Consider the following 17,573-nt stretch of genomic DNA (forward strand, 5'->3'; position numbering starts at 1 on the left):
CCGCAGGTTAGAAAACCATTAATCTATTAGTCCACGGAGGTGGACTTGGCTTGTGTAGCCGCGTTCACGCAGTGTGCCGCAGGCAATTCTATTCGCTTTTACTTTCCCAGAAAACAATCACCCGTTGACTTAAATGAGCAACAAACCCAAAATAATTGTCCTGGATGATGACCCTACAGGTTCTCAAACAGTCCACAGCTGCTTACTGCTAATGCACTGGGATGTGGACACTTTACGCAGCGGGTTGCAGGATGATTCGCCGATTTTCTTTGTGCTGACTAATACTAGATCGCTAACGCCAGAGTCAGCTGCATCTGTCACCAAAGAAGTTTGCCAGAACCTAAAAATCGCTTTGAATGCTGAAGGAATTGACGATTTTCTCATTGTCAGCCGTTCTGATTCTACTTTGCGGGGACATTATCCTATTGAAACAGATGCGATCGCACAAGAACTCGGCCCTTTTGATGCTCATTTTCTCGTACCAGCTTTTTTTGAGGGCGGACGCATCACTCGCGACAGTGTGCATTACTTAATTATTGGCGGTGTACCCACCCCAGTCCATGAAACCGAATTTGCCCATGATTCAGTCTTCAGCTACCATCACAGTTACTTGCCCAAGTATGTCGAAGAAAAGACTCAAGGACGAATTAGTGCCGAAGCAGTAGAAAGGTTTCTCCTGGCCGATATTCGCGCTGGTAGTTTGGAACGATTGTTACAATTTAATGGTAATCAGTGCGCTGTTGTAGATGGTGAAACTCAAGACGATCTCAACCGCTTTGCAGCAGATATATTAGCAGCAGCAAGTCAAGGGAAACGCTTTCTATTTCGCAGTGCAGCAAGTATTTTAACAGCTTTAGCCGCTTTACCTCCCCAACCCATTGCCGCCGAAAAGATGGCGCAGTACGTGCGCCAAGGCAAACCCGGTGTGGTGATTGTTGGTTCTCATGTGAAAAAGACTACTCAGCAATTAGAGGCGCTGTTACAAGTAGAAGGAACAGTAGGAATTGAAGTAAATGTAGCGCGATTACTTGATGATGCAAATCAATCTACTGCATTGCTAACTGAAATTCAGGAAAGTACACGGGCAGCACACAATGCTGGCAAAACACCAGTGGTTTATACTAGCCGTCAGGAACTAAGTTTTAAAGATGTCGAGACACGATTGGAGTTTGGGGAAAAAGTTTCAGCTTTATTGATGGATATTGTGCGTGGTTTACCATCTGATATAGGATTCTTAATCAGCAAGGGTGGCATTACTTCAAACGATGTCTTAAGTACTGGACTAGCTTTAACCTCAGCCCGTTTACTAGGTCAAATTTTAGCTGGTTGTTCAATGGTATTAACGCCATCCGATCATCCTCAGTTTCCTAACTTACCTGTGGTGCTGTTTCCTGGTAACGTCGGCGATGCTGATGCCTTGGGAACAATTTATCAGAGGTTAACTAAACAGTCTTGAGTCACGAGACACCGAACAGAGTTCTTGCTGAGTGCAGAGTATAAGAATTGTTGTTGTAGGGTAGTAAAGAAGCAAAATTTTGTCGCTATGACTCAGGACTCAGCACTCTGCACTTTCTGGTCTGAGGATGTTGTTGAATTTTGCAACTGATCTAATATTAGTAATTATTCGGAGTGTCCCTTGTCTTTTGGCTAGTACTGCATGACTTCTGATTCTGCGATTCCCAATCTAAAGTCAAATTCTGCACTTCCTAATGCAGAAACAAACTCTATCCTTTCAGAGGTAGAGGTAAATCCTACTGTTTCTGATGTAGAGTCAGATTCTATCCTCCCGGATGCGGAGTTAAAATCTGTCCTTCTTTATTTAAAATCAAATACTGTCCTTGCTGATGTAGAGTCAAATCCTACCAACCCAGATGTAGAGTCAAATACTGATGCCCCATCAGATTTTATCCTGACTGATTTAAATCCCAATGAATCAGCATTGCCAGGACATCGTGTAAGTGACAATACTCAAGTTCAGTTAAAGAGTAAGGAGGGACGACTGTTATTAATTTTGCCCCCGGAATCTCAAGTATCTGCCTCAGAACTGAGTTGGTCTGATATTTGGCAACAAATCAGGCAACGTCTGAATGCAGGCGATCGCTTCCGTGTATCTAATACACCTGTGCATTTAATGGCACAAGACCGCCTAGTAGATGCCAGACAACTCCAAGAACTCGCCGAGGCTTTAAGTGAAGTCCAACTCCGACTGATATCTGTCTCGACAAGTCGTCGGCAAACTGCGATCGCAGCCGTAACATCAGGGTATTCTGTAGAACAATTGCAGCCCGTAACTTCCCTAAGCTCTGAGCCAACGGCTACAGCCATCCCCCAAGCAGATGCCCTCTATTTAGAAATGACAGTCCGCTCTGGAGTAGAAATTCGTCATCCTGGTACAGTAATTCTCTTGGGAGATTTAAACCCAGGTGGTATTGTAATTGCAGATGGAGATATTATTATCTGGGGTCGTCTACGTGGAATCGCTCATGCTGGAGCCGGAGGCAATCGTGAGTGTCTGATTATGGCCTTGCAAATGGAACCAACCCAACTGCGGATTGCCGATGCTGTAGCTAGGGCACCAGAAAAACCACCAATGCAGTTTTCTCCAGAGGTGGCACATATTACGCCCCAGGGAATTCGCATCGCTAGGGCGACTGATTTTTCCAGAAACCAATTCACCAAGAGCAATCAAGAGCCATAAATATTTAGTTAAAGAATGAAGTATATAAGTAAGGATGAAATAAAACAAATATTCATGCCTCGCCATCATCAGGGAGAACAGATATTTCTTCATACTTGATACGATACTTCATACTTTATACTGCAATTTACTGTTTTATATTTCCTGAACCCTCATTGACCGCATTTCTATCATGACTCGCATTATTGTGATTACCTCCGGTAAAGGAGGAGTGGGTAAAACCACAGTTTCAGCAAATCTGGGTATGGCTTTAGCCAAAATGGGGCGTCAAGTTGCTTTGGTTGATGCGGATTTTGGTCTGAGAAATTTGGATTTGCTGTTAGGGCTGGAAAACCGTATCGTTTATACTGCGGTAGAAGTCTTAGCCAGAGAGTGCCGCCTAGAACAAGCCTTGGTCAAAGATAAGCGCCAACCAAATCTCGTACTCCTCCCAGCAGCCCAAAATCGCTCGAAAGATGCAGTCACACCTGAACAGATGAAGTTATTGGTGAATGCACTAGCCCAAAAGTATCAGTACGTGATTATTGATAGCCCTGCCGGTATTGAAAATGGGTTTAAAAATGCGATCGGGCCGGCAAAAGAAGCGCTAGTTGTCAGCACACCAGAAATTTCTTCAGTTCGTGATGCTGATCGGGTAGTGGGGTTACTAGAAGCACAAGGTATCAAGCGTGTTCATTTAATAATTAACCGCATCAGACCCGCAATGGTGCAGGCAAATGATATGATGTCAGTGCAAGATGTTCAGGAACTTCTCGCCATTCCCCTGATCGGGGTAATCCCTGACGACGAGCGTGTTATTGTATCTACCAATCGCGGCGAACCCCTAGTGTTAGCGGAAAATCCCTCTTTAGCTGCCACAGCCTTTGAGAACATTGCTCGTAGATTAGAAGGAGAAAGTGTCGAATTTCTGGAGATCGACTCGTCCCAAGACAGCATCTTCGCCCGTCTACGAAGGTTGTTGTGGACAAAGATTGTTTAACTTACCTTTCCAGTCTCCGCCCCAGACCTATTCGTAATGATTGAACTTCTAGAAAAACTTTTTTTTCGCGGCCCTGATAGCAGTCGAACTCAAGTTAAACGTCGCCTGCAATTGGTGATTGCTCACGATCGCGCCGACTTAGATCCTCAAACGTTGGAAAAAATGCGGAAAGAAATCCTAGATGTAGTCTGTCGCTATGTAGAAATTGAGACAGAGGGCTTGGAGTTCTCCTTAGAAAGCAACCAACGAACCACAGCTTTAATTGCTAATTTGCCCATCCGTCGGGTGAAAGGGGCTATACCTGAGTGGGAAAGGGGTGATAAGCCTAAGCCTCTCTAGTTTTAATTTTAAGTATTTTTATTTTAGGATTTAGTTAAATTGTTCGTTCGTAGTAAGGACTTTAGTCCTGGCTTTGAGGACTGAAGTCCCCACTACAAACTGCTGATTATCGGTAATTAGGCGGACATAAAATTGCTGATTGAAAATATGAATTTGTCTCACACAAAAATATCTAAATTCAGCAACATCAAAAATATTTATCACATAAAAAAATCCCGTTGTCAGTAGTGGTGACAACGGGAATATATAGGATTTTTGATGACCTATCGGTAGGCGACTTGTGGGCCTGCCCAAATTTCTGTAACCTTTTTGCCAAAAGTAATCGGCTGATCATCGTCTGTTGTAGTTACAGTCTTACCATCATTAGTAACTTGCATTAACGGCCAGTCTTCCTCGCCCAATTCACCTGCACGGAACAGCACATGATCTGGTTGGCTTTTACTCCAGCCTAACAATACAGCGATTTTCTCATGCTCATCTTCCTGACTCGCAGGAGCTACTGTATTAGCGTGATTTTTTTGCCGATCCCAAATCACTGCACTATCTGTAGAATCACCTGCGTTAAATATACCTTCAAATTTGCGTGCTAAGAAGCGATCGCCTTTTTCTGACCAGCTAACTGGAACTAATACCCCAATCTTACCGCTCGTATCAGTTTCTTCTGAAACTTCTGCCTTTATAGCCTTTACCTTTAATAAAGGATCGCTAACTGGAGTTGTTGAAGCCATCACCCACAACTTTTTAGTTTGCATATCTTGGACAAACATAATGCTGGTGACACGGCTGTTGTACATCTGGGGTTTGACTTCTAGTTGCACGCGGCTATAAACAGCATATTTACCATCTGGAGAAACCACAGGTACGCTGCGGTAGTGGCGTACTCCAGAACCACCCTTAGAACCAATTGCCTCTTGAGTAGCTGTAATCCATTTCCAAGGAATAGGATGAGGACTACCGATAGGATCTATTTGTTCTGCTTGAGACTCATCAACTGATTCAGTAGCAGGTATTTCTGTTGTTATGGTTGGTTGTAATTCTCTCAGAGTTGGTGCTACTTGAATTGCTGCCAATGATTTAGTAAAAGACTTTTCTCTAGAGAGAGAATTTCCTTGTCCTTTCAAAGACTTAATATTAGCAGCTTTGAGTTTTTGTATTAAATTCAGCTGACTAACAGGAGCATCTGTTAATGGTGCGAGTTCAACTGCTGCCAAAGTATCAGGAACAGTTAAATCGCTGTTTGCTACAAAACTATCTACTTGAGCTAAAGACTCAATTTTATCCGCTGGTAATACTTGCGGTTCCTGGAAAGCAGTACTTTGTGTTGGTACAGAGTCAAATTCTTCTGTCAATGAATTGATTTGATCTGCTTTGAATATTTCAGCTATCTCAGGTTCCCCAACTACAGCTATTTCCTTTGATACAGAGTCAGAATCTCCAGTTGTCGAAGCTAGTTTAGCTACTTCGGATCTTACTGGGATCGAGTGACCCGATGCCCCTAACAAGGGTGCAATCAGTATCACAACGACAACGTAATTGAGAAATGGTTGTGCGCGGAACCATCCTGACAGCAAAAGGGGTTTAAGCATTTGTAGACTCTCTAGAGGGGGCGATTGCGATGTGAGAAGCAATACATCAGCAGCAATGGGGCAGGCGGCAATTATATGTATAACAAGAAACTAAAAGCAATGACTAGATAATTTATTCAAAGTTTGCAGAGTTTTACAAAAATTAGGTATCATCGTCTACACCTTTTCTTACTAAGGTACTGAATGTTTTTTTGCAAAGATATGCGAGTATAGTAAATATGCTGAGAACTCAGTAATTACTACACAATATATAATTTTGCTGTTGCTACACCCAACCACACCAAAAACAGGTATTGGTTAATGGAGATTCAGGGTATAGGTTAGGCAAATGACGCTGGTAAGCAAGAGTTAAATAACTTGGCTATTGGGGATCGTACTAGCGATCGCTAGTACACAGCAAACAAGCCAGGTCATACACTAAATATAACAGCGCAAACCCTCAGAATGGTAAACGTGAGGCGTTAATTAAAAACCTGGGAAAGCGGACGTATAATACATCATACTCAGAAAATATTGCTGCCAGCAACCCAAATTTAGAAATTGCAATCTAAACTACAAAAATAGCTAGAAGACGCAATAGTTTTTTAGAAACCCAACTGCATTTAAAGCCAACTTTGGGAAAATTATCAGGAACACAGGGAAGTTTACTCGGTAGATGCTCTAGCGAATCGTAACGAAAAACCACTAGGTGATTAGGTTCACTAGAGGCAGATGTAGTTGATGCTAGCTGTTACACTTGTCAACTTAACTATTAAGTGAATCAAGCAGCTTTTGGTTTCACTAATATAATACGAAAACATTGTACCACCAAATAGCCGATATTATTTACAATCAACTGTGTTTTGCCACTGCCGTCCAGAATACATCTGCTAAATCCTGGCTTGCTGAATTCTGTTTCAATATACAACTTAAATGTTGTCAGTTATGAGGGGCGCACTTACGATTAACTAATGACTAACGACTAACGACTAATTTATTAATGAAAATTGTATTTTTTGGTACACCCCAGTTTGCTGTACCCACGCTGGAAAAGTTATTGAATCATTCAGAGTTTGAGGTGTTGGCAGTTGTCACTCAACCAGATAAACGCCGGGAACGCGGAAATAAATTGATCCCAACACCCGTAAAAGCGATCGCTACTGCTCACAACTTACCAGTATGGCAACCTGAGCGGGTGAAAAAAGACACTGAAACTTTAACCCAACTCAAACAATCAGACGCAGATGTGTTTGTTGTTGTCGCCTATGGACAGATTTTATCGTCAAAAATATTGAAGATGCCAAAGTTGGGCTGCATTAATGTGCATGGCTCAATTTTACCCAAATATCGCGGTGCAGCGCCGATTCAGTGGTGTTTGTATAACGGTGAGAAAGAAACGGGGATCACGACCATGTTAATGGATGTGGGGATGGATACCGGCCCAATGCTACAAATAGCCACTACACCCATTGGATTACTAGATAATACCCAAGATTTAGCCGACAGACTAGCTGCGATCGGTGGAGATTTGTTGGTGGAAACTCTGTTGAAGTTGGAACGCCAGGAAATTCAACCAATTCCCCAAGATAATTTAGCAGCTACTTATGCACCTCTAATTCAAAAACCAGATTATGGTTTGGATTGGTCAAAAAGCGCGATCCAATTACACAATCAAATCAGAGGCTTTTACCCTAACTGCACGGCTACCTTTCGTGACAACCTGCTGAAAATCACCGCTTCTGCTCCCCTTGGTTCTGTAGGCGATGTCTGGCAACAACCCGCTTTGCGTCTACGCAATCTGCCACCAGAATTACAAGAAATAGTGCATAAATTACCCGATTTATCAAACTTATCAGATCAACCGGGAGTTGTAGTGAGCATTGTTAAAGGAATTGGGGCGATCGTTCAAACTGGGGAAGGTTTGTTGCTGTTGCGAGAGGTTCAGCTAGCTGGTAAACGTCCCCAGTCGGGATGGGATTTTGTTAATGGTACTCGCTTAACTGTGGGAGAAGTTTTTGGTGCGGGGAGTTGAGGGAAAATAACTTTTAACTCCTGTACAGACGCGATTAATCGCGTCTCTCCAAACTCCAAACTTTTAACTTGTAACTTCTAACTTTTCATAAAAGCGGCAAGATTCGCAAGGGCCATCTGGGTTGACTGCACAGCGAATGAGTTCTGAATGAGCATTGTAACAGCAGGTGGCATCACCGATTACCCAACGTCCTGCTACCAAACTTTTCTCAGATGGTCGTTTAGCAGACTGTACATAAATGGCAATATTATGCAAGCGGTAGCGTCCAGCTTGAAGTTTATATCTATGGCGGCGTTCTAAAACCGCATAGGTTTTACCTTGAAAATCAAGATAGTTTCCGGGTTGGGGTGTCCAATCAAGTTGTACTCTACCGAGAGACTCACGCGGGTGCGTCAGAATCACCTCGGTTTGTAAAGAGTCTGGCTCCATAAGCTTATGTGATTTGATTTACATTTAAGGATGTTATAGCAATAGCTTTCTTTAGCTTACCGAATTTAGATTACAATTAATAATTCACTCTTATTGCAAGAAATATACATAGGATAGGGATGCACAGTAGCGCCTCCCTACAGATTACGGCAACCAAAAATCAGGTAGGATAGATTTGCCCAAGTCACGCAAAGTTTGGTTGAGCGATCGCGCCACTTGAATATGCACTTCATCCTCTTCTACAGCTAAAATCTCAGATGGCTGACCTTCTCCCAAATAAGACACCACCAAATTCGCCGCCTCCAAACCAGTAACATAAGCCTTTTCCTGTGACCAGGAACCATGACGGTTCACAATCCAATCCCCACTCATAAACACATTTTCAAAACTTGTCTTAGCAGGTAACATATAACGATAGCTACCAGGTGCAAAGTGAGTTACCGCCTGAGATAGCCGAATTACACTACTATCAATTATCTTTGCCTCCCGAAACGCTGGCACACAAGTTGCTAAATAACCCTGAACTATTAGTAAAATCTCCTCATCACTCAAATTGAGAAACTGATTTGCATGATAAAAATCAGCTTCAATCACCGTTCCTGGCTCATTTTGATATTCATCATGTAGAGCATTCAAATCAAAAAACGTCCAACCTGTAGTTGCGTCGAATCCAAAACAAGCATTAGAAGGACGAGGAATATCAATTTTGCGGTCAAACCATAGCCGCGTTGCCAAAACATCAATTGCTCCTAAATTGCTCAAATTACGGAATTCTTCACAGCTTTGTAAACTAGGACTAGTTGAGACAATTTTCTTCATCCCTGTGATCCCAACCGCAAAAATCACTGCATCTGCTTCAATTACTTCATCACCACAAACCACACCCTTAGCTCGATGATTACTATCAACAATTAAATCTGTAACTCGACGCTTGGGTAACACTCGTGCACCAGCTTTTTCTATCCGTTCCACCCAAGGACGAAATATCTTTTCTCCAACAGTTCCCCGACACCAAACTACATCAAAATCTGGTTGATGAGCCAGAATAAAAAAGTAAAGCATTCCTAAAGTTGCTGCGGCTGAACACTGTTCGCCAGGGGCAAACAAGCCCACTAATAACATTGGTTCAAAAGCCTCGCGGTAAAGCCGTGCAGAAACGTTAAAGTCTTTGAACAACTCACGGGCAGTTACAAAGTCATAGCGTCGCCAAGCTGCATCAGAATTATCAAAATCAACGACAGCATAAAGTAAAGGCAGGGCACTGAGACGGTCAATTAGTGGCAGCCGCTTAAACTGAGTGTAGAGAAAAGTTCCCAGTGGCGAGGGGAGTCGCGGTAAGTCTTGAAAAATCGGTGATTCAACTTCTAAACCTGCTGGCGAATATTGCGAAGAACGAGTCCAAGTAGTAAAAGGATTAATTCCTAATTCATTGATTAGGGAAAAAATATTTTTGTAAGGATACCAAAAGCCATGAATGCCCGCTTCAACAGATTTGCCGGCTGGTGTTTGCCAACCTGCCACCAATCCACCGGGATAGGGGCCTGCTTCTAGAAGTGTCACATCATAACCTTGTTTTGCCAAATGGTAGGTTGCTCCTAAACCAGCCCAACCAGCACCTATAACTACCACCCGTTTTTGTTGTGACCCTTCTACCATCACAGCCTCCAATTGTTGCAGTCCATAAACTAATGTATACGAACTTGTGTTCTGATCAGGCAATGGGTTGTTATTACAGCGATTTTTGTTGGGATGCAATAGGCGCTTTGAGCGCACATCTGTGCGCCCATACCATATCCCATTGAACTTAAAATAGCTATAGACTTTGAAAAAGGCTCAAGGCAAGCGGTTGAGTAAAAATCACTTGCGGTTAATGCTGAGTTGAGAGTATAACAGAAAACAGACTTAACTATTCATGAGGAATAATCATAATGAGTCAATTAGCAGATGTAAAATTTAGTCTGAATGACTTTGAATTACGAGATGGCATTTATTTTCCTAGCGATTATGAACAGTTGAATAATACTCAACATAAAAAAACATGGGACGCAATTGGGAAAACGTATTATGGTTCCCAAAAAATTGAAAAGATTGCAGATACATCGCCCATTAAACAAGATTACACTCTGCTAACTGGTACGCCTGGAGGTACTTGGAATAAATTTCCATTGAATAAATCTGTTGGCTCTATTCTAGAGATTGGTTCTGGTTATGGTCGCGCACCTTTACATCTCTCGAAAGCGAAAAATCTGAGATGTGAGAAATATTACGGAATTGATATTTCTGAACCTTTATTACGGCGGTTAATCAAGGTCAAACAAGAATATAATTTTTTCCCAGAAGCTGAATTTAACTTGATTTGCACTTCTGCTGAAATATTGCCTTTAGAAGATAATTCTATAGATTTGGTAATTTCTAACTGCGTTTTTATGCATATCCCAGACGCACAATTAAGAAAATTGTTGGCTGATATATCTCGTGTGCTAAAGCCTGGTGGAATTTTTGTTTTTAATCATTCCTTTCACAACAAATCTTGTCCTTCTCATATTATCCATAATTTTGTGAGAAAACTGAACCCATTTGTGAGAAACCCAGTTTATCTCAAGCAATATTCATCTACTGAAATAGAGGAAATGTTAGCTAGTGCTGGTCTAAAAACGAAGTGTTCACAATACATTGTCGAACCAACAGAAGAATATGCAATTTTGCCGGAAACCATCAAAGGTATCCCAGTACCCTTTGCTAAAGCCATCAACAGAAGTCTGAAGCCATCAGGTAATTTAAAAGAAACTTTGGCTTATGGTTTCAGTGCCTACAGCAGTAAACTGGATTAATTAAAAAAGTCTCTTTTTTCACAATTAACTGAATACAAATAATCTACAAAAGCACAACAATGTTGTGCTTTTGGTTTTAAAATAAATGCTCATTAACTTTGTATCCTATCGACAATGATGCAATATTGAAGTTCTGGAAACTTATTCTTCAAAGTGAAATTTTAGTATCTAGTGATTTATTCGATTGTTGATAAGGATAGTATTTAGTTAAACGAATATTCCAGGTATCTTTGATTTGATAGGTTATGCCACGCCACTCGACACTTTGTGTAAATATTGCTGCTGTGGTAGTGACTGCATAAACCAATTGTGTTAGCGGAATTGCGAGTGAAAAACTACTAACTGAGGGATTGACACTTCCCATTACGGCGTTTTGTCCAATACAACTCCACCCTGACGCTTTATATTCGATCGAACGAGAATATCGTGGTTCTCGCTTGGGTACAGTACAGTTTTGACCTTTCTCCAAACCTCTCTCCTACAAGGAGAGAGCCTTTGAATCTTACTCCCCTTTCCTTGAAGGAAAGGGGCTGGGGGTTAGGTCTGTATTTCATGTAATTGTGAACCGCTATATTCTTGAAAATTTGGATAGTTGTTGGGATTTTCTTCATTGATTATTATGTAATCTACCAACTTTTACGAACATTTTGGAACTAAAGTTGGTAAATTATGGATTAGCTAATTCTTCCCCAGACAACTATGCCATTGGATTTATCGCCTCTTTGGATATCACTCAAAACTTCATTACTTGCTACATTTATTACCTTCTTCTTGGGTATCGCTGCTGCCTACTGGATGCTGGGATATCGTGGCAAAGGTAAATCGTTGATTGAGGGTATCTTTATTGCGCCACTGATTTTGCCCCCCACCGTTGTCGGTTTCTTGTTGCTGCTATTTTTTGGCAAAAATGGCCCTGTAGGGAAACTCATGCAGGCTTTTGATTTCACCATCGTCTTTACTTGGTATGGTGCAGCGATCGCAGCCACGGTAGTTTCTTTCCCTTTAATGTATAAAACTGCACTGGGAGCCTTTGAACAGATAGATGGTAATCTGCTGCGAGTAGCTAGAACCCTTGGTGCAACTGAAGCCACAATCTTTTGGCGCATCAGTTTCCCCTTAGCGCTACCTGGCATTGTAGCTGCCACAATGCTCGCTTTTGCCCGTGCTTTGGGAGAATTCGGTGCGACATTGATGCTGGCTGGTAACATTCCCGGACAAACGCAGACAATCCCAATGGCGATTTATTTTGCAGTGGAAGCGGGAGCGATGAATGAAGCGTGGTTTTGGGCGATCGCTATTATGCTGATTTCTCTATCTGGAATTATTGCAGTCAACTTCTGGCAAGAAATTAGGGATAAGAAGAGGGCAGCAGGGAGCAGGGAGACAGAAGCTGGGGGAGAAATTGTTTATACTCCGCACTCTAGCTTTGAATCTGGTGGATTGTTTGTCAATTTTGAAAAAATACTTCCTAGCTTTCATTTAAAAGTTGCTTTCACTAGTGATGAGCAACCCTTGGGATTGTTAGGGGGTTCTGGAGCCGGTAAGAGTATGATTTTGCGCTGCCTTGCGGGGATAGAAACGCCTACAATTGGGCGCATAGTTTTAAATGACAGAGTTCTATTTGACTCAGAAAAAGGAATTAATGTACCCAGCCGCGATCGCCGCATCGGTTTTTTAGTGCAGAATTATGCCCTCTTTCCGCACATGAGTGTGGCGCAAAATATTGCTTTTGGCTTGCCCAAAAACCTATCTGCTAGTAGTATTCGGGTGCAGGTAGAACAGCAACTAATAGCGATGCAGTTGCAAGGATTAGGCGATCGCTATCCGCACCAACTTTCTGGGGGTCAACAACAACGGGTAGCCTTGGCAAGAGCATTGGCAAGTCAACCGGAAGCATTACTTTTAGATGAGCCGTTTTCGGCACTTGATACCCATTTACGTAGTCAATTAGAGCAGCAAATGACAGAAACTCTAGCTGGCTACCAAGGTGTGACTCTATTTGTCACCCATAATATGGAAGAAGCTTATCGGATTTGCCCGAATCTGTTGGTATTAGAGCATGGTAGAGCGGTTCATTATGGTAGTAAACATGATATTTTCCAGCATCCTGCTACTGTGAGTGTCGCCCAACTAACTGGATGCAAAAACTTCTCCCGTGCTGTTCTTCAGTCGTCGCAACAGGTGGAAGCAATTGATTGGGGATGTAATCTTCAAGTAATTGAACCAATCAAGAGCGAATTATCCCACGTCGGCATTCGTGCCCATCAGTTCATTTTTACCAACGACTCATCACAGGAAAATACTTTTCCCTGCTGGGTAGTACGAACCAGTGAAACGCCCCACCGGATGACGTTGTTTCTCAAACTACATTCTGCTGGCAAGAATTCTCAAGATTACCATCTGCAAGCTGAAGTCTTCAAAGAAAAATGGGTGACTATGAAAGAGCAACCTTTTCCTTGGTATGTGCGTTTAGATCCTCTGCGCTTGATTTTGATGAAATGAACGCAGAGATATATGGGACGCGGGAAATTTTTTTAAAGAATATTACTTCAAGCGCCCAGACCCAAAGAGTCTGAGCGCTTGAATATTAGGTTGCAGAGAGACTTCTGCTAGTTAGAGGAATTAAGCAGGCATCATGTGCATACTTCTGCAAGACTCTGCACACTTGCGACAAGCAGCAGCACATTCCATCATCTTTGCGTCATCGCTCATCATCTCACAGGCCATTGCAGTGCGATCGCACATTTCCGCACACAGCATACAAGTGCGTTCCATGAACTCAGAACCGCTCATCATCATATTCATGCACATCATGCACATTTCAGAGCAATCGCGCATCATGCTCATCATGCTCATCATGCTTTTGTCCATCTGCTTACCACCTTTGCTCATGCAGTAAGTCATGGTTTCCATGCACATTTTGTGACAGTCCATACAAGCATCCATACAAGCTTGCATTTCGGTAGTCATGGTTTCAGTCATCATCATCATCATCATAGGAAATACCTCTTGATTTTTTGATGCATAAATAGTGTCCTTGGAAGGACTACTCATAACATTAGTCTTACTTTTTTAAAGAGTCAATGGGGTTTTTAATTCAGGTTTTATAAGCCTACTATCCCGATATAATTACCGGAAAATCAAACTGAATCTACACTAGTTTAGTGTTGTTTTTTTGAGTATTGCTATGCATTAAGGATTATAAACACCCATTTCAATGTGGGGTTTTCTTAAGTAAGTCAACTTTTCATTGGGGATCAAAAGTTATAGTTAAATCTGGATCAAAAATAATGTCATGTTTTTTAACAAATGCTTTGTTTATGCATTTGTTAACTTATATTAATCCAGTATTTATTAACTTATGTTAATGGGAGATAGGCACGCTTAAAAATTCATAATTCCTAATAAGATTTTAGACTCCACCTAAAACAAACCTATGTCTAAAGATAGGGATATAAAACCCTATACTTAATTAATAAAAATCAAGCTTACAACGCGGAATAAAAATCGGTTTTCTCCATACCCAATAACCAATACCAATTTTCAAGCTAGAGCATTTTCTAAATCAGCTTGCAAATCTTGCTGATGTTCAATTCCTACCGAAAGACGGACTAAATTATCCTTGATTCCCCGCTGAAGTCGTTCCGCTTCTGGTAGAGAACCGTGGGTCATTTTCGTAGGATAGCAAAGCAACGATTCCACACCGCCTAAACTTTCAGCCAGCAAAAATAACTTGAGTCGGGAAGCGAATCTTTCAACCTCAGCAAAACCGCCCTTTAATTCCAAACTAATCATCCCCCCAAAGCCAGACATTTGCTCTTTTGCTAATTGATGCTGTTCATGACTGGATAACCCTGGATAATAAATGCGCTCGATTTTGGGATGCTTTTCTAAAAATTCAGCTAAAAATAAAGCGTTTTTTTCATGTTCTCGCATTCTCACAGCCAGAGTTTTAATTCCTCGCAGCACTAACCAGCTATCAAAAGGACTAGGAATCGCCCCAATCGCATTTTGATAAAACTTTAGTTCGGTGTATAGTTGCTCGTTAGATGTGATAACTGCGCCACCAATAATATCGCTGTGTCCCCCTAGATATTTGGTAGTGCTGTGAACCACAATGTCAGCACCTAAATCTAACGGCGTTTGAAAATAAGGACTAGCAAAAGTATTATCAACTACTAAGATGATATTATTTTCACGGGCAATATTTGCTAGTGCGGCAATATCAATAATTTTCAACAGAGGGTTAGTAGGGGTTTCAATCCAAATCAGCTTAGTATTTGGTTGAACGGCAGTTTCAAAATCAGCGATGTTATCAATATCTACATAGCTAGTTGTAACACCCCAATTTTTTACAACTTTTTCTAGCAACCGATAAGTTCCACCATACAAATCATCACCAGCAACAATATGATCGCCATTTTTGAGTAGACTTAATACTGTAGTAGTTGCAGCTAAACCAGAGGCAAATGCCAAACCAAATTTCCCATTTTCAATAGAAGCTAAAGCTTCTTCTAATGCTGTGCGGGTGGGATTTCCCGTGCGAGAATATTCATATCCTTTGTGTTTACCGATGGCTTCTTGTTCATAAGTAGAAGTCAAATAAATGGGAACAATGACAGCGCCAGTTTGTGGGTCTGATTGCTGACCTTCGTGAATTGCTCTAGTCTCAAATTCCATAATTTTTCCTTGATTATTCTTGGTTTTGACTAATCCAATATCTTATTAAATCGGCTCTGGTAATTAAGCCAATGGGAACATCATGCCGCTTAATAATAATCCCGGTGCTTCCTGATAACAGCACTCGATAAGCTTCAGAAATATCTACTTCTTCATCGAGAATCGGCAGTGGTTTCCCCATAACTGCCGAAACTTCCTGATTAGAAAAGTTGATGCCATCATGGAGAAATTTCATTAAAGAGGCTTCATTGACGCTTCCTACTACATGCTTATTATCAATCACAGGTAGCTGCGAAATATTCAGCTTTTGTAGGTAGTTTGTGGCTTTACTTAAGGTATCACGGGGACTGACAGCAACTAGAGAAGGAAAATCTGTTTTTTGAGCAAGAATTTCACCAACTTTGATACTTTTTACTGTTGTACCTTCCCAAAAACCGTTTTCCTGCATCCAGGCGTCGGAATAGATTTTATTAATGTAGTTTCTTCCCGTATCTGGTAATAGGGTTACAATATACTTTGGCTCTGTTAATCTGGCTGCATACTTGAGCGCTGCGACTACTGCTGTACCACAAGAACCTCCTACTAATAATCCTTCTTCTCGTGCTAGGCGACGAGCCATATTAAAAGATTCTTTATCGCTAACCCGAACCATTTCATCGACTAATTGACGATTAAATGTTTTGGGAATAAAGTCTTCACCAATTCCCTCAACTTTATAAGATTTTGGAGTGTCACCAGAAAGAATTGAACCCTCTGGATCTGCACCAACAATTACTATATTTTGATTTTGCTCTTTCAGATATTTAGCAACTCCTGAAATTGTACCACCTGTGCCCATACCTGCAACAAAAACATCTATTTTACCATTACTATCTGACCAGATTTCTGGGCCTGTAGTTAAGTAATGTGCTAAAGGATTATTCGGGTTTTCAAATTGATTTGGTCTATAGGCTCCCGGTATTTCTTTGGCGAGTCTTTCAGCTACACCGTTATAACTTTCTGGCGAGTCAGGCGGTACAGATGTGGGAGTAACAACTACTTCTGCACCATAAGCTTTGAGTAGGTTGATTTTATCCTGGCTCATTTTATCAGGCATGACGAAAATACAGCGATACTTCTTTACTGCTGCAATTAATGCCAGTCCCACACCAGTATTACCTGCGGTAGCTTCAATAATCGTGCCGGCGGGTTGCAATTGACCTGTTTTTTCTGCGGCTTCAATCATGGTGAGAGCAATTCTATCTTTAGTACTCCCGCCAGGATTGAGATATTCTACTTTGGCATAAATACTTGAGTGAATGTCTTCGGTAATTTTGTTTAGTCTGACTAATGGAGTTCTACCAATTGCTTGTAAAATGTTGTCGTAAGTAGCCATATAGCAGTCCTAAATAATTTCTAAAATACTTTATTTCTTATCTTCGCGTTCTACCCTTTGGAAAGATAAGAGAATAAATGAATATTAGGATGTCGGTTATAGATTTGATTGCAATTTGAGTAAGCGATCGCATGACGAAATGGGCGTAGACACGAAGTGGCTTGTCGCCAGACATCGCCCCAAGTAATGGCATACTGATTAACATCTGCCTCTATTGCCTCGTAAGCTGCCTGTTTCAACTCCAAGGGACAGGGAAAATCGGGGAATCCCTGCGCCAAATTCACTGCATCATGTTGCAGTGCCACCCGCGTCATTTCTCGAATCACAGACTCTGTAAACTGTTCTGCCTTCGCTGATATTTTTTGGCGCACAATCTCACTCACCCCTATACCTCCGTATTGCAGTTATGCAAAAATTTCTGTAAACCCGATAGAATCCATAATATCGATAGATTTATCGTAGTATACTCAAATTCCAGATCCAGAGGGAAGGAGCCGGAGTCGGGGAGTAGGGGAGCAGGGGAGCAATTACAGCAAGTCTTTCCCCTCTGCCCCCCATCCCCTCTGCCCCTCTGCCTCTTTTCAATGCCCAATTCCCAATGCCCAATGCCCAATGCCCTTAATATATCTATATACTGAATTATTG

General features: G+C 41.6%; 16 protein-coding genes. 7 read left to right on the plus strand and 9 right to left on the minus strand.

Going from position 1 to position 17,573, the window contains the following annotated elements; genetic code table 11:
• Positions 1–133: 133 nt before the first annotated feature.
• The 4 genes from ACWATR_RS09630 (at position 134) to minE (ending at position 4,016) form a co-directional block, all read left to right on the plus strand.
• On the plus strand, positions 134–1,456 hold the full coding sequence (locus tag ACWATR_RS09630; protein ID WP_460331757.1) for a four-carbon acid sugar kinase family protein: 1,323 nt from the start codon (positions 134–136) through the stop codon (positions 1,454–1,456).
• Between the two features lie 201 nt (positions 1,457–1,657).
• Entirely contained in the window at positions 1,658–2,698 is a 1,041-nt protein-coding gene (gene minC / locus ACWATR_RS09635; RefSeq protein WP_460331759.1) for a septum site-determining protein MinC, read from the plus strand.
• Between the two features lie 172 nt (positions 2,699–2,870).
• The gene (gene minD, locus ACWATR_RS09640) at positions 2,871–3,677 is read left to right on the plus strand and encodes a septum site-determining protein MinD (protein ID WP_012410009.1); all 807 of its coding nucleotides are present in this window, start codon (positions 2,871–2,873) and stop codon (positions 3,675–3,677) included.
• Positions 3,678–3,713: 36 nt separating this feature from the next.
• Complete coding sequence (gene minE, locus ACWATR_RS09645; protein ID WP_069073053.1) at positions 3,714–4,016, plus strand: cell division topological specificity factor MinE; 303 nt, start codon at positions 3,714–3,716, stop codon at positions 4,014–4,016.
• A 30-nt stretch (positions 4,017–4,046) separates the two neighbouring features.
• Here minE and ACWATR_RS09650 read toward each other — a convergent pair whose 3' ends face one another.
• Together ACWATR_RS09650 and ACWATR_RS09655 are read right to left on the minus strand one after the other, a co-directional pair.
• Positions 4,047–4,220 (minus strand): hypothetical protein, encoded by a 174-nt coding sequence (locus tag ACWATR_RS09650; RefSeq protein WP_460331761.1) that lies wholly within the window; start codon positions 4,218–4,220, stop codon positions 4,047–4,049.
• A 59-nt stretch (positions 4,221–4,279) separates the two neighbouring features.
• Complete coding sequence (locus ACWATR_RS09655) at positions 4,280–5,602, minus strand: hypothetical protein (protein WP_460331763.1); 1,323 nt, start codon at positions 5,600–5,602, stop codon at positions 4,280–4,282.
• 979 nt (positions 5,603–6,581) lie between these two features.
• Here ACWATR_RS09655 and fmt point away from each other — a divergent pair.
• Positions 6,582–7,613 (plus strand): methionyl-tRNA formyltransferase, encoded by a 1,032-nt coding sequence (fmt, locus tag ACWATR_RS09660; RefSeq protein WP_460331765.1) that lies wholly within the window; start codon positions 6,582–6,584, stop codon positions 7,611–7,613.
• Between the two features lie 63 nt (positions 7,614–7,676).
• Here the strand turns inward: fmt and ACWATR_RS09665 are convergent, their stop codons facing one another.
• Positions 7,677–8,042: a DUF6464 family protein gene (locus tag ACWATR_RS09665; RefSeq protein ID WP_334819380.1), complete on the minus strand. Its 366-nt coding sequence runs from the start codon at positions 8,040–8,042 to the stop codon at positions 7,677–7,679.
• A gap of 144 nt (positions 8,043–8,186) precedes the next feature.
• The gene (locus tag ACWATR_RS09670) at positions 8,187–9,698 is read right to left on the minus strand and encodes a hydroxysqualene dehydroxylase (RefSeq protein WP_460340314.1); all 1,512 of its coding nucleotides are present in this window, start codon (positions 9,696–9,698) and stop codon (positions 8,187–8,189) included.
• Positions 9,699–9,970: 272 nt separating this feature from the next.
• Here ACWATR_RS09670 and ACWATR_RS09675 point away from each other — a divergent pair, with 272 nt between their 5' ends.
• Positions 9,971–10,873: a class I SAM-dependent methyltransferase gene (locus ACWATR_RS09675; RefSeq protein ID WP_460331767.1), complete on the plus strand. Its 903-nt coding sequence runs from the start codon at positions 9,971–9,973 to the stop codon at positions 10,871–10,873.
• A gap of 148 nt (positions 10,874–11,021) precedes the next feature.
• On the opposite strand, the gene ACWATR_RS09680 is transcribed toward ACWATR_RS09675, so the two are convergent.
• On the minus strand, positions 11,022–11,342 hold the full coding sequence (locus ACWATR_RS09680; protein WP_460331769.1) for a hypothetical protein: 321 nt from the start codon (positions 11,340–11,342) through the stop codon (positions 11,022–11,024).
• A 230-nt stretch (positions 11,343–11,572) separates the two neighbouring features.
• Between ACWATR_RS09680 and modB the strand changes: the two genes are divergently transcribed.
• Positions 11,573–13,375 carry a molybdate ABC transporter permease subunit gene (gene modB / locus ACWATR_RS09685; protein WP_460331771.1) on the plus strand — a complete coding sequence of 601 codons (1,803 nt, stop codon included), beginning with the start codon at positions 11,573–11,575 and terminating at the stop codon, positions 13,373–13,375.
• A 120-nt stretch (positions 13,376–13,495) separates the two neighbouring features.
• Here the strand turns inward: modB and ACWATR_RS09690 are convergent, their stop codons facing one another.
• The 4 genes from ACWATR_RS09690 to ACWATR_RS09705 form a co-directional block, all read right to left on the minus strand.
• Entirely contained in the window at positions 13,496–13,867 is a 372-nt protein-coding gene (locus ACWATR_RS09690; RefSeq protein ID WP_238846384.1) for a four-helix bundle copper-binding protein, read from the minus strand.
• Between the two features lie 549 nt (positions 13,868–14,416).
• Positions 14,417–15,553, minus strand: a complete 1,137-nt coding sequence (locus ACWATR_RS09695; protein ID WP_460331773.1) for a cystathionine gamma-synthase — start codon at positions 15,551–15,553, stop codon at positions 14,417–14,419.
• A gap of 13 nt (positions 15,554–15,566) precedes the next feature.
• Positions 15,567–16,928: a cystathionine beta-synthase gene (locus ACWATR_RS09700; RefSeq protein WP_460331775.1), complete on the minus strand. Its 1,362-nt coding sequence runs from the start codon at positions 16,926–16,928 to the stop codon at positions 15,567–15,569.
• A gap of 50 nt (positions 16,929–16,978) precedes the next feature.
• Positions 16,979–17,311, minus strand: coding sequence for a hypothetical protein (locus tag ACWATR_RS09705; RefSeq protein ID WP_460331777.1), 333 nt, complete (start codon positions 17,309–17,311; stop codon positions 16,979–16,981).
• Positions 17,312–17,573: the final 262 nt, after the last annotated feature.

The sequence above is a fragment of the Nostoc sp. UIC 10890 genome (assembly GCF_054786515.1).